The sequence below is a fragment of the Sphingobacterium sp. UBA7038 genome (assembly GCF_002494055.1).
GTDB lineage: Bacteria > Bacteroidota > Bacteroidia > Sphingobacteriales > Sphingobacteriaceae > Sphingobacterium > Sphingobacterium multivorum.
In genome coordinates this window covers 1-13,105 of sequence record NZ_DLAV01000040.1, presented here as the reverse complement: position 1 = coordinate 13,105, position 13,105 = coordinate 1, and the positions used below count along the sequence as shown (strand labels likewise).

At 39.9% G+C, this 13,105-nt stretch carries 17 protein-coding genes; 9 read left to right on the top strand and 8 right to left on the bottom strand.

What is annotated here, in order from left to right; genetic code table 11:
• The first annotated feature begins 188 nt into the window (after window positions 1-188).
• From B3H30_RS24410 to B3H30_RS24955, 6 genes are read left to right on the top strand one after another with little or no spacing between them, the layout of a single operon-like run.
• Window positions 189-1,070: a bestrophin family protein gene (locus tag B3H30_RS24410; protein ID WP_070561057.1), complete on the top strand. Its 882-nt coding sequence runs from the start codon at window positions 189-191 to the stop codon at window positions 1,068-1,070.
• A gap of 17 nt (window positions 1,071-1,087) precedes the next feature.
• Window positions 1,088-3,652 carry an excinuclease ABC subunit UvrA gene (gene uvrA / locus B3H30_RS24405; RefSeq protein ID WP_070561056.1) on the top strand — a complete coding sequence of 855 codons (2,565 nt, stop codon included), beginning with the start codon at window positions 1,088-1,090 and terminating at the stop codon, window positions 3,650-3,652.
• Between the two features lie 53 nt (window positions 3,653-3,705).
• Window positions 3,706-4,035 (top strand): SemiSWEET transporter, encoded by a 330-nt coding sequence (locus B3H30_RS24400; RefSeq protein ID WP_070561055.1) that lies wholly within the window; start codon window positions 3,706-3,708, stop codon window positions 4,033-4,035.
• Window positions 4,036-4,074: 39 nt separating this feature from the next.
• Window positions 4,075-4,527, top strand: coding sequence for an AraC family transcriptional regulator N-terminal domain-containing protein (locus B3H30_RS24395; RefSeq protein ID WP_070561054.1), 453 nt, complete (start codon window positions 4,075-4,077; stop codon window positions 4,525-4,527).
• Window positions 4,515-4,856 (top strand): AraC family transcriptional regulator, encoded by a 342-nt coding sequence (locus B3H30_RS24390; RefSeq protein WP_070561053.1) that lies wholly within the window; start codon window positions 4,515-4,517, stop codon window positions 4,854-4,856. Before B3H30_RS24395 ends, B3H30_RS24390 begins: the two co-directional genes overlap by 13 nt.
• A 31-nt stretch (window positions 4,857-4,887) precedes the next feature.
• Window positions 4,888-4,977, top strand: coding sequence for an AraC family transcriptional regulator (locus tag B3H30_RS24955; RefSeq protein WP_368072483.1), 90 nt, complete (start codon window positions 4,888-4,890; stop codon window positions 4,975-4,977).
• A 115-nt stretch (window positions 4,978-5,092) separates the two neighbouring features.
• Here the strand turns inward: B3H30_RS24955 and B3H30_RS24385 are convergent, their stop codons facing one another.
• The 5 genes from B3H30_RS24385 to B3H30_RS24365 form a co-directional block, all read right to left on the bottom strand.
• On the bottom strand, window positions 5,093-5,704 hold the full coding sequence (locus tag B3H30_RS24385; protein ID WP_333802797.1) for a hypothetical protein: 612 nt from the start codon (window positions 5,702-5,704) through the stop codon (window positions 5,093-5,095).
• A gap of 189 nt (window positions 5,705-5,893) precedes the next feature.
• Window positions 5,894-6,187, bottom strand: coding sequence for a putative quinol monooxygenase (locus tag B3H30_RS24380; protein WP_047096321.1), 294 nt, complete (start codon window positions 6,185-6,187; stop codon window positions 5,894-5,896).
• 100 nt (window positions 6,188-6,287) lie between these two features.
• On the bottom strand, window positions 6,288-7,148 hold the full coding sequence (locus tag B3H30_RS24375; RefSeq protein WP_070561051.1) for a helix-turn-helix domain-containing protein: 861 nt from the start codon (window positions 7,146-7,148) through the stop codon (window positions 6,288-6,290).
• Window positions 7,149-7,169: 21 nt separating this feature from the next.
• Window positions 7,170-7,736, bottom strand: coding sequence for a hypothetical protein (locus B3H30_RS24370; protein ID WP_070561050.1), 567 nt, complete (start codon window positions 7,734-7,736; stop codon window positions 7,170-7,172).
• Window positions 7,737-7,913: 177 nt separating this feature from the next.
• Window positions 7,914-8,774, bottom strand: coding sequence for an SDR family oxidoreductase (locus B3H30_RS24365; protein WP_070561049.1), 861 nt, complete (start codon window positions 8,772-8,774; stop codon window positions 7,914-7,916).
• A gap of 205 nt (window positions 8,775-8,979) precedes the next feature.
• On the opposite strand from B3H30_RS24365, the gene B3H30_RS24360 reads away from it, so the two are divergent.
• Complete coding sequence (locus B3H30_RS24360; protein ID WP_217493502.1) at window positions 8,980-9,324, top strand: winged helix-turn-helix transcriptional regulator; 345 nt, start codon at window positions 8,980-8,982, stop codon at window positions 9,322-9,324.
• Window positions 9,325-9,342: 18 nt separating this feature from the next.
• Here B3H30_RS24360 and B3H30_RS24355 read toward each other — a convergent pair whose 3' ends face one another.
• Complete coding sequence (locus tag B3H30_RS24355) at window positions 9,343-9,807, bottom strand: hypothetical protein (protein WP_286776950.1); 465 nt, start codon at window positions 9,805-9,807, stop codon at window positions 9,343-9,345.
• Between the two features lie 181 nt (window positions 9,808-9,988).
• On the opposite strand from B3H30_RS24355, the gene B3H30_RS24350 reads away from it, so the two are divergent.
• Entirely contained in the window at window positions 9,989-10,435 is a 447-nt protein-coding gene (locus B3H30_RS24350) for a nuclear transport factor 2 family protein (protein WP_286766896.1), read from the top strand.
• Between the two features lie 142 nt (window positions 10,436-10,577).
• On the opposite strand, the gene B3H30_RS24345 is transcribed toward B3H30_RS24350, so the two are convergent.
• Window positions 10,578-11,528 carry a hypothetical protein gene (locus B3H30_RS24345; RefSeq protein WP_286710165.1) on the bottom strand — a complete coding sequence of 317 codons (951 nt, stop codon included), beginning with the start codon at window positions 11,526-11,528 and terminating at the stop codon, window positions 10,578-10,580.
• A gap of 103 nt (window positions 11,529-11,631) precedes the next feature.
• The gene (locus B3H30_RS24340) at window positions 11,632-12,492 is read right to left on the bottom strand and encodes a hypothetical protein (protein ID WP_286710166.1); all 861 of its coding nucleotides are present in this window, start codon (window positions 12,490-12,492) and stop codon (window positions 11,632-11,634) included.
• Window positions 12,493-12,851: 359 nt separating this feature from the next.
• Here B3H30_RS24340 and B3H30_RS24335 point away from each other — a divergent pair.
• Window positions 12,852-13,105: hypothetical protein (locus tag B3H30_RS24335; RefSeq protein WP_286834977.1), on the top strand; the 254-nt coding region annotated here is incomplete at its 3' end.

The window sequence follows — 13,105 nt, the reverse complement described above, 5'->3', positions numbered from 1 at the left end:
TTGAATAATTCGCGGTCGATAAGAGATAAAATCTGACTAAAAACATTTAAATTTATCATGGCGGTGTGTTATAATTTTGCGATTTAAATATAGCAACTTTGCTATATCCAAACACCGCCACTTTTTAAACGTTTTGGACGCAAGTGTTTTGAATTGTATAGTAATAATAATGTTAAATAGAAAGTCCCATGATAATAAACCGCAGAGTTCCATTTAAATTTCTATTAAATGGAATTAAGGTACAATTGTTTACAGTTGCCCTTCTGGGGGTTACTTTTGGTCTATTACCATATTATGCGCCGGATATTTCCATTCACATAGCGACAACATTGGGTATTGCGATCTCGATTCTGTTATCGTATAAAATCAACCAGTTCTATAACCGGTGGTGGGAAGCCCATACCATCTGGGGAGCAATCGTAAATGACAGCCGTTCTCTGATCCTGCAGCTCCAGCTTTATGTGAAAACTGAAAACGTAGATGTGGCTAAAATTTCCCATTATCAGATTGGCTGGTGTAGAGCTTTAGAAAGAGCATTGAGGCGGCAGGATATTTGGCCTGTTCTAGAAGATTTGCTCAGCGGAGAGGAAATGAAAAAGCTCCGAGAACATTCAAATGTCCCCTTTGCGATCAGTCAATTACAGAATGGATGCTTGAAAAAACTTTATGATGAAAACCTGCTGAATGAATTTGCTCTGCTTCAGATTGAAAAAACATTAAATGATCTTGTAGCATCGATGGGAAGAGCAGAGCGGATTAAAAATACCGTTTTTTCACCGACATTTGGTCAGATATTGCATGCCGCCATCTATTTGTTTGCGGTTTTTCTAAGTCTGTCATCCTCGTTCCACTTAAACATTGTGCTGCAGGTTGTCATTCTTATTTCGGTTTCGATGATGTTTTTTTTCTTGGAAATGCTAGCGCATAGGCTTCAGGATCCTTTCAGCAACAGCCCTACGGATACGCTTATGACCGCACTTTCACGAACGATAGAGATCAATATCCGTCAACTATTCAATGAGAAGGAAATCCCAGATCCAATTGAGCCGCAGGGATTTTATCTTATGTAACCTTAAAGCATTGTTTTATGAAAATTTTTGGTAAAAATACAGAAGGCTCTAAAAAGAGAGACCTTTCAGATCAAAGTCCAAGCGAACAGAATTCCGAAGGTTTTGTACGTGTCAGGGGAGCCAAGGAACACAATCTCAAAGATGTTGATGTCGATATTCCCAGAAATAAGCTTGTCGTATTTACGGGGATATCGGGTTCGGGTAAATCTTCTCTTGCATTCGGTACGATCTATGCGGAAGCACAGCGAAGATATCTGGAGTCAGTGTCACCCTATGCAAGACGTTTATTTAATCAAATGAATGTTCCTGAGGTCAGTGCCATTCATGGACTGCCCCCGGCTGTTGCCCTGCAACAGAGCAGGGGAGGTACTACCGTCCGCTCTACAGTGGGAAGTGTAACGACTATTTCCAATTTATTGAGGATGTTATATTCCCGGGCAGGGGATTATCCGCCCAAACAGTCTATCATCTATGCAGAAGGATTTTCTCCCAATACGCCCGAAGGAGCATGTCCTGTATGCCATGGTATCGGACGCATTTACGATGTCACAGAAAAATCGATGGTACCGGATGATTCCCTGACAATACGTGAACGGGCAGTAGCTGCCTGGCCATCGGCTTGGCAAGGGCAAAATCTCCGGGAAATTTTGATGACTTTAGGATTTGATGTCGATAAGCCGTGGAAGGATCTGCCGAAAAAGGACCGGGACTGGATACTATTTACCGATGAAACACCTACAGTACCCGTGTATTCAGGGCTGTCTGCAGCGGAGGTAAACCGCGCAGTGAAAATGAAATTGCCGCCAAGCTATATGGGAACTTTTACCGGTGCCAAACGCTATGTTCTGCAAACATTTGCAAATACCAACAGTCCGATGATGAAGAGGCGGGTATCACAGTATATGCTGAATACGGAATGTTCGGAATGTCACGGAAAGAGATTAAAAAAAGAATCTTTGGCTGTAAAATTTGAGGGATTCGACATCGCTGATCTTTCCAATCAGTCGTTATCTCAGCTGATGGCCATTTTTACCCCATATGCGGAGGGTAGATTTTTATCTAATGATAAAGATAAACATCCTGAGAAAGCGATCGTTGCCCAAAATATTGCGGTAGATCTTGTTGCACGGCTAAAAATCATGATTGATCTCGGTCTGGGCTATCTTTCGCTGGAGCGGAGCACGCCAAGTATTTCTCCCGGCGAATTACAGCGGTTAAGGCTGGCGACACAGGTACATTCTAATCTGTTTGGCGTAATTTACGTTCTGGATGAACCGTCAGCGGGTCTTCATCCTGCAGATACAGAAGCCTTGTTGGCTGTTTTGATAAAATTGAAAGATGCGGGTAATTCAATGTTTATCGTAGAGCATGAGGTTGATATTATCCGACATTGTGACTGGGTTGTGGATGTTGGGCCACAGGCGGGAGCCAATGGCGGGGAAATATTATATAGCGGTCCTCTGGAAGGACTACAATCTGTAGAACGGTCAGTAACCCGTCATTATATTGATCCGGTTCCTGTTACCAAAGAGGTTGTCAGGACAGCTGAGCACTGGCTGCGAGCCAGTAATATCACCAGAAATAATATCCAAAACCTGGATGTGTCAATTCCCTTGGGCGTTCTCACCAGTATTACAGGTACTTCAGGGTCAGGTAAAAGCAGTCTGGTAAGTCAGGCGCTGGTAGACTTGATATCGGATTATTTGGGACAGGATATGGAGGAAAGCAGCGATGAACAGCCTGAACTATCACAGGAAACCAATATTCAGACTTCAGGTGTTATCACAAACGGCATGGAACACATCAAGCGGCTGGTAAGAGTTGACCAAAAGCCAATCGGCAGAACACCACGTTCAAATCTGGCAACCTATACGGGGCTGTTTGACAGGGTAAGGCAATTATTTGCTGAAACTGAGCTAGCTAAAAAAAGGAAATATGATGTGGGACGTTTTTCTTTTAATGTAGCCAAGGGACGATGTGCACACTGCAAAGGAGAAGGGTTTGTTATGGTAGAACTGTTATTCCTTCCCAGTGTTTATACACCATGTCCGACCTGTAAGGGAACCCGATATAATGACAAAACACTGGAAGTAAAGTATGACGATAAAAATATTGCCGAAGTTTTGGACATGACTGTGGATCAGGCCTGGGATTTTTTCAGCAGCGACAGGTCTTTAAGGCAAAGTCTTGAAGTCCTCAGACAGGTCGGTTTGGGTTATATACGTCTTGGACAGCCGGCCACAGAATTATCTGGGGGAGAAGCACAGCGTATCAAATTGGCATCGGAACTGCAGCGTACGCAAAAAGGGAAAACTTTATACGTTTTGGACGAACCGACGACAGGACTGCATCCGTCTGATGTGGAAAAGTTGATAGGTCAGCTGAATTTTTTGGTTGATGCCGGAAATACCGTGATTACGGTTGAACATGATATGCATGTTGTGGCCTCCAGTGACTGGGTGATAGATCTGGGACCCGGTGCGGGTAAAGATGGCGGAAAGATAATTGCTGAAGGAGCTCCCGCGGAAGTAGCTAAGAATAAGCAAAGCAAAACAGCTAAATATTTGGCTGCCTATGTTTAAAAAATGAAAATTAAAGGACGCGATGTCCGCTATTAACAAAATAAATATGTCGTATGAATACAGACTTAATTGGACTCATTGCAGGTGTCTTAACTTCATTTGCAATGATGCCCCAATTGATAAAGGTAATAAGATCCAGAAATGCGGATGACATTTCAATCTTAATACTTATTGTTTTACTTTCAGGTCTTTCCCTCTGGGTCTGGTATGGAATCATGAAAGAGGGTTGGCAGATCATCCTATCGAATTCCTTTGCCGTTCTGGTCAATTTATCCCTCCTGGCTTACTGTATTATTTCCAGAAAGGGATTTAACAGGTGCAGATCCGAAATGTATGGCATCCTGCTATCAAATCTGGCGGCTGCGAAAATTGGGATTAAGTAAATTTTATTTGGTCAATAGTAAATATAAAAAGACTTAAGTATGAAATCTTATCGGATAAATCACGTAAATTTAAGCGACGGTTCTAAATTGGATTCCAGACTGGAGCACCGGAGGACTTTTAATCTTCCGAATTGTGAGCTCAACATATTTGAAACATTTCATAAAAGTGACAATGTAATACTTTCATATAGTGGTGGATTGGTAGTTTCAAGTATGATGAGAGGAGAAAAAGTGATGTCCGAGGATGGGCAGGAGGCATTTGACTTTCTGCCCGGTCAAAGTGTGATCCTTCCTGACGGACTAACCATGAATGTAGGTTTTCCAGACGCAGATGAAAATCGTCCCGTTCAATGTATCACTCTTACATTGGACTGGGATACTGTTCACAAAAATCTTGACTATCTAAATGAGAGATATTCAAATCGTCAGGCACCTTTTGAATGGAAACTTGATTTTTCGCATCAGCATTCGAAAATAGCATGGAGCTTGTAACAAGTCTCAATAAACTTGTTAACCTTAGTATGGAGGAAGGTTTTGCAAAAGAGGCAATTGCGGACCTCTCTCTTAAAGTACTTCTATTAAGGCTTCTTCAGACCCAGAACCGTTTGTCAGTGAACAGCAATCAACCAATGCATGACAATAGAATTCAACCGGCGATCAATTACGTGCATAAGCACCTTACGGAAAAAATAACTGTTGAAAAATTGGCAAGAGAATGCTGTTTGAGCCAATCATCTTTTTATCAATATTTTAAAAATATACTGGACATAACTCCTTTGGAATGTGTTCTGCGTACGCGCATAGACCATGCAAAAAAATAATGGCTGACAGTTCCGTTACTGTGACTGAAGCCTGTTACGCATCAGGTTTATTAATGTGAATCATTTCATTAAAATTTTTAAAAGGCTTGAGGGGCTTTCTCCGGGCCAATATAGACACTGATTAACGCAAAGTGCGCGTTAAATAGGTATGTAATTGGTTAAGCTGAGAAATTTAAAAAAGGTGGGACATTTATTCGATGTCCCACCTTTACTTTTTATTTTCGCTCTACGTGAGTTTACGAACGGTTTTTTATCATGCCATGTGGATCGATAATTAACTTTTTGCTTGAACCATCCGAAAAGTCTTTATAGGCTTGTGGTGCTTCGTCAAGGCTGATAACCTGCGGGTTCATGATCGTTTTCATGGAGATACGGCCCCTTAGAATGGCCTGCATAATTTGATAATTGTAACGTCCAATTGGAGCCATTCCCGTTTGAATATGAAATGACTTAAGCCAACCTTTTCCCCAGTCGACAGTCAGTTTACCGTGCTTAGCATTCTCATCACGTCCTCCTGGGTCAGAAGGAGTATAGATACCTGGAGTCCCTATACCTCCGCTTACGCGAACAACATCGAAAAGATCATTGATAACTGCGTTGGGATTTTCTATTTTGTAGTCTTCATCACCATGTCCATGTGCCTCATAACCTACGGCATCCACACCGGCATCCACTTCTGGTACTCCGAGAATCTGTTCGATCTGTTCTGCTACACTGGCATCAAGGGTAAGATCAACAGTTTCCATTCCCGCCTGTTTGACAAGTTCCAACCGCTCCTTGTTCATATCTCCTACAATAACGCAGGAAGCTCCAAGAAGCTTTGCTGATTCTGCGGCGCAGCGTCCCACAGGTCCAGCACCAGCAATAATAAACGGTTGATCCTGTTGTCACACCAGCAGCGTGACGTAAGCTTTTTTGGGTTGATTTTTTAGATATCTAAAAAATTGAGGAAGAGAAGATTTTTTCTGAACAATTAAGGGAGGATTTTGCTGAGTTTTTGCAAAATCCTCCCTTAAATATAATGGTATTATCTTAGGCTATTTGGCAGCTAAAATGTCCAATTTTTCAATAGACGGAGGTGTTGCCAATAGGTCTGGTGCATTTTCCATTAATGCTTTTGCGATCTTACCGCCAAGGTGTGCCTCTCTACCTTCTTCGTTTGAAAAAGTATCGTAAATACCGAAGGTAGAAGCATCAATACGGAATGCATACCACGTAACGGTACCGGCTTCTTCAAGAGCAAGCGGTAATGCTCCTGTAATAAAATCTTCAACGTTTTTTTCTTGGCCGGCCTTTGCTTCCAACCGAACTAACAATCCTAATTTTTTCATTTTTTTTATTTTTTAGTTAAACAATTCTTTCATCAGACCAAATTAGAAAAACCAGCGCTGCTTCGTTTATTGGTTTGGTTCAATAAGTTATGAAAAGAGGTCAATTTGAGTGGATGTGGTTGGGGCTATACCCAAATTCATTTTTAAAGGCTGCACTAAAATTTGACAAGCTGCCATAGCCAAAGTCCATAAAAATTTCGGAAGGTGTGACTTGATTATTATGTAACAATTCTTTGGCCTTGTTAAGCCGTTTTTGCCGAAACCATTTCCCTGGAGATTCCTGGTATATACTTATAAATTTTCTCTTAAAAGTAGAGGCACTCATATTGCACAGAAAGGCTATTTCGTCAATATTCAAGTTCGTATAAAGGTTCTTTTCAATTACCATTTTAAATGATAATTCTCTTTCATTGATTAGTAAATAATGTAAGTAATCTAAAAATACCGTCCCATATTTATCCGCCAGATAAAGCATTATTTCTTCAAATTTCAGTTCCAAAATCTTTTGAGAGATAGATTGTTGCAAACCAAAAATTTGTTGGAGCGAATGAATATAATGGATGATAAAATTGTCTTTCTCTAAAAGGAAATAAGGTATATCCGTTATCTTTTTATCTGAGGCATTCTGACTGAAAGAATGGGAATGTTTCAATAAAAAATCGGTGATGTTTTTGTGAGAAAAGAAGAAGAGTAAACAACGGTATGAACTTACACCTACCAGTTCGGTAACCAAAACATTATTAGATGTGATAAGTAGCGATTGTGTTTCATTGATTGAAATGATATCATTAGAAAAGTGAATGTTTTTTTGACCATCCAATAAGAAACTGAATACATTTTTATCCAGGCCAATCTTGTTTCTAGAACCGTTCTTATACACTTCGTAATTGAAAATTTGCAAATCCGAAGTATGAGTTTCGTTATGTTCCCATAGATCTTCGGGAAGGTTTGTAATGTCCATCGTCAAAATTAAATTGATTTTTTACGGAGTGTTCTTTGGTTGTGTCATTAAGAAATTCGTTCCAAAAGCGATTTTAGCCATTTGAGTTTTTCTTGCTGTAAGGAGGGTACTTGATAACGCCTTACTACCTGACGAATAGATAAGCTCAAAAAGCTGTTGCTTTCTTTCATCCATCTTTTTCGGGAATATTTCCAAAAGTTTTTCCGAAACCTTTTCTGCAAAGCTATCTAAGCTTGTAAGGTCTTCTTTAGAAATATCCCAAAGATCTGCGGGAAGCCGAATCTCATCTTTTCCAAAATCTGTCCCTTTGTATCCGAGCAGGTATTCGGCACCGAGCAAGGTAAGACATACCATAAAAAGCTTTGTTTGCGTTTTGAAAATATACCGGCTTGCTTTTTTATCCAGATTAAATAATTCGGCTACCAATGGTTCCTGATCTGTACAACTAAACATAATGTCCACTCTTCCATCGGGAAAAATAATGACTTCTTTATCTTCATCGGTATGATTGGCACATAGCAGGAAACTCTCCACAAAACCGGAGAGCCGTTCGTCTGGAACAATTTTTATGTACTCAAAATCTTGCATCGTTTTTATGTGCATTTGACCTGGGAAGAAATATTGGATATTCTTAATCAATCCGTCAGATGAATTATATATGCAAAACTAACAAAATAAAAAAACAGTCTAAAATACACCACCACACTCGGCAAATGCTGAGTGTGGTGGTGTAAGATTTTACCATTAATGAAGTCGTATGGGCTGTTACAACTTATAGATTTCTTTTAATGCTTCTTTCAATGCCAAAGGTTTTCTTCCCAAAAGGTTTTCCAAATCGTTTGTTACCTCTTCAAACTGGTGGTTTTTCTGATCTTCGGCAAAACCGGCGGTTAGTAAAATGGCAAATTCGGGAACGTTAAACTGCTTTAGTTTTTCGGTAAACTCTGTTGGGTCGGCATTGGTGTAAGAAACCGATTTGCCTGATAATTCCGAAAGAGCCTGAGCTACATCGGTGTACGAATACAGTTCGCTGCCTGTAATTTCATAGGTTTTATTTTCGTGTCCGTCCTGCAACAAAACATTGGCAACAGCTTCTCCCATTTCCCTGCGGAGGGCAAACGGTGCTTTACCATCACCGGCAGGTAGGTAAATTCCGGCTTCAAAAACGTGCTCTCCCACATACATCGGTATCACATCGGTGTACAACGCATTGCGGAGAAACGTATAGACAAGGCCGCTTTCCTTGATGGCATCTTCTGTTTCGAAATGGCTTGCCATCAACCATTTGATAGCGGATGTGCTCAGATCTTTCAGCGAAACACCAGTGTAAATAATATGTTGTACACCCGCTTTTTTGGCAACTTCTACTACGGCTTTTTGCTGTTCGCCCCTGTTTTGAGCTACCGTTGAAATCAGTAAAAGTTTGTCTATTTCTGCAAAGGCTTTTTCCAGCGATGCTGGATCGTCAAAATCGCCAATGCGTACCTGTACACCCTTATCTTTCAATGCCTTTGCTTTTTCCTCGCTTCTCGCCAATGCAACAAAGTTCTCTGTTGAGGTATGTTTTAACAACTGGTCTATTACCGCTGTTCCCAAATGCCCTGTGGCTCCTGTTACTAAAATCATTTTTTCTATTTGTTTACTTTTTCTAATGTGACAAAGTTACCTATATTTGCTATATATTTTATATGACTATACTATTGTATAGTGCTATATAGATGTATAGTTCATATAAATAAAAGTAGTTGTTGACAGGAATTTTACGAACAAAATAATTGGAATGATAGATAGCAGGTATTCAGATAGTATGAAGTGTGACAGGGGTTTAATCATGGCACTGACAGACACGCTGAATGTGGTGAGCGGCAAATGGAAACTGGCGGTGGTATGCACCTTGCTCAGTGGTAAAAAACGTTTTACGGATATACAAAGGGCAATTACGGATATTACGCCCCGAATGGTTTCCAAGGAGCTGAAAGAGCTTGAAGTCAACGGCGTGGTCAGGAGAAATGTGATTAACTCCACACCGGTTTTGATCGAGTATGAATTGACACCTTCAGGTGAGCAGCTTTATGAGGTCATCCAAAAAATGGTGGAATGGGGCTTGCAACATCGGGAGATTACGCTTAATGGGATGGAGGAAAGAAAGGATGATGAAGTCATTATATCCGGGTAAACTGTTTTTTAAAACCGGTTACTTTCTATTCTGGGGTTTCAAATTCAGCACCACGATCTCGCTCTTTGTGCCTACACGCATCGGCGGGCCGTACATACCGATGCCCTGCGACACAAAAACGTTCGTGTTTCCGTATCGGTGCAGTCCTTTGTTGTATTCAAAATCCATTTGGGCTACCCAGGTCATGGGGAACAATTGTCCGCCGTGGGGATGTCCTGCCAGATACAGATCCACACCATGCTCGTCGGCATATCGGATACCGCTGGGACCGTGATGCAATACGACGGTTGGTCTGGAAGCATCCGGTTTCAGCTTGATAAGCATTTCCTGAACAGTAGAAGTAGCCGATAAGGTATTCCGGTCTGCTTTTTCACGGTTGGCAGGCATAAAATTCAGTCCTATAATCTGTAGCTCACCAAACGTGGTCATTTCATCTTCCAATACACGTACGCCCACTTTCCGCACTGTTGGGTGTCTGTACAATATCTATTGATGATCCGAACGTGGTACGAATCTGATACGAAGCAGACTTATCTCCCTATTCCCGCCATTCACCGAGTTTTCCCGATCGTTAGTCTAAAGCCCATGGGCTAGAAGCCTATTATGTGGTAGTTTTGAGTCAACAAATAAGAACAACAGAACTAACACAATAAAAAAAGACATTATGAAAACTCTAGTAAAAACATTCGTAGCAGCAGCTTTAATCGCTGTATCAACTTTCACTATGGCAGCTGAAGGACCTGGAGCAAAAGCAACAAAAGCAAACGTTAACCTTTCCACCGCAGATTTCGCTTTAGCGCACTATGTTGCGGTCACTACGGATGGGGAATCAGCAGGTGTAGAGCAGTTATTTGCAGCTGATTTTAATCAAAAGATCCAAGTTACCAATGCACAAAGTAACAGCCGTAGCGAAGTGGTTAAATCCTTGAAAAAGCAAAAAGGGGAAAAGCTGAACTGCACAGTAAGCACAGACATCATTGAGGAATCGGCAGACTATACGGTGGCTAAAGTGACTTTGAAATTTGAGGATTTCACCAAGACAGATCTAGTTACTTTGGAGCGTGTGGGCAATGATTGGAAAGTATCCAAATCAATCAATTCTTATAAATAGAATTTTACAACTGGTGGTTTGCTGCAAATAAATGACAAACCACTAGTGAATCAAATGTTTAAATTTAGTTTAGAAGCTAGGTCGTGAGATCTGGCTTTTTTGTTTTGTCATGCAATGTGCGTTACTCGTTGATTGCCGATCATCAAACTTTAAATTCTGGCGCAATCATCACTTTTTCCTCTTTTACGTTATTGAGGAAATCGCTGTATTTTATAGGTAATTTTTTACGATGAAAATAAAAATAGAAGTCAAATGAACCGCCCACGATCCCATTTCCTGGTACGTATATAAATCTGTCAATACCTCTATCTACTTCCAGCTCATGGTCATGCGTATGCCAGTCTGTATAAGTCCAAAATTGATAACCCATTTTACCATTTTTAAACTTGACGATCTTAGATAAATATTCTCTTCGGTCTCTTAGATAATCGAAAGTAGGATAGTCGTAAGGGGTATTGCCGATAGTGTAAGCAGGAAATTCTTCATGCGGAAATCTCTTTTTAAAAATAGCTTCCATTTCAGTAATTTTAATAGGCTCTTGCTCAATATTTATTGTCCCAAATATATTCTGAAAAATGGAAGGCCTATTTCTGACGGCAAAAAATTGTATAAGACAATGTTTGGACGAATAGTATTTGTTGCCAATTTTCCGGATAATTTGATATTCGTCGAAATATTTAGTTTTTGCACCGTATGTTTTATCAAAATCAGCGTATGTATTGGCTCTTAATAGCCTTTTAAGGTATTGGTGGGGTATCGTATCATTTTTGATACTATCCAGATGAATTTCAGTCCAATCACGGTTCCCTTCCAAATCTGGAAGAACGGCAATAAGAATTAGATTAAGGTCTTTTTGCTGGTCCAATTTATTTCGATCTATAGCTATACCATCGATGAACGTCAGTGAAAATAGCTCAACGCTCTTCTTGATACCATACAAGTTATCTGTAGATAATTTGTAATTATCTAAGATACAGCCCTGTGGCTGATCAGGTAATAAGATATATTTGACGTTGGCTGATAAACTGAGCGAAACAATTAATAATGGCATCAAAAGCCATAATCTGAACCGTTTAATTATATGTTGTTTCATCTTTTCTTTCGCTATGGTTAATAACTCTATTTTTCTCCGCTTCGCTAAAATCATTTAATGAACCGACTTTGGTGAATAGCATTTTTAATGTGATGAGCGATCATTAAACTTTAAATTCTGGCGCAATCATCACTTTTTCCTCTTTCACATTATTCAGAAAGTCGCTATACTTTATGGGCAATTTCTTACGATGAAAATAAAAATAGAAGTCAAATGAACCGCCCACGATCCCTTTTCCAGGCACGTATACAAATCTGTCTATTCCTCTATCTACCTCCAACTCATGATCATGCGTATGCCAGTTGGTATAGGTCCAAAACTGGTAACCAATTTCGTTATTTTGGAACTTGATGGTTTTTGACAAATATTCTTTCCGATCTCTTAAATAATCAATAGCGCTACTGTAGGAATAAGGTGTGTCGCCGATCGTATATGGTGGAAAGTTAGTGCCGGGGTATCTCTTTTTAAAAATAGTTTCCATTTCTGTAATCTTGAGCGGTTCTTGCTCAATATTTATTGTCCCAAACACATGCTGAAAAATGGAAGGCCTATTTCTGACGGCAAAAAATTGAATTAAACAATGTTTAGACGCAAAGTATTTGTTGCCAATTTTCCGGATAATTTGATATTCGTCAAAATATTTAGTTTTTGGACCATAAGGGTCATCTAAACCTGAAAGAGTATTTATTCGGAATAATCTATTTAATACCGAAGTAGTAATAATGTCGTCTTTAATAGTATCGAGATTAATTTCTTTCCAATCTGTGCTCCCTAACAAATCGGGGAGGACAGCAATAAGTATTATATTGAGCTGCGTGTTGGCATTAATTTTATCTTTACTTATTGAGTCCGGTCCATTATGGAATGTGAGTGTAAATAACTCTACATTCTTTTCTATACCGTATAGTTTTTCTGTTGATAATTTGTACTGATCAATTGAATAGTTCTCCGGCTTATCCGGCATAACAAAATATTTTGGTCGGCTAAATAAACTAACATTGACAAATATAAATGACAATAAAAGTAATAATCTGAACAGTTTAATTACATGTTGTTCCATCTTTTCCTTCTCTATGTTAATAACAGTATTCTTCTCAGCTCCGCTAAAATCATTGACACCATCGGCCTTGGCGAATCGCGTTTTTTAATTGTTGTTAAAAGATAATAAAAATAATTTCACTTTCCTCGCCGTTCCATTCCCGCCATTCACCGAGTTTTCCCGATCGTTGGTCTAAAGCCGATAGGCTAGGAGCGTATTGTGTCGTAGTTTTGAGTCAACAAATAACAACAGATAAAAAACTAACACAATAAAATAAAGACATTATGAAAGCATTAGTAAAAACATTCGCAGCAGCAGCCCTAATCGCCGTATCAACTTTCGCTATGGCAGCTGAAGGACCAGGAGCAAAAGCAACAAAAGCAAACGTTAACCTTTCCACAGCAGACTTCGCTTTAGAACACTATGTAGCGGTAACTACAGCGGGAGAAACAGCAGGAGTAGAGCAGCTATTCGCTGAAGATTTCAATCAAAAGATCCAAGCTTCCAATGCACAAAGTAACAGCCGTAGCGAAGTGGT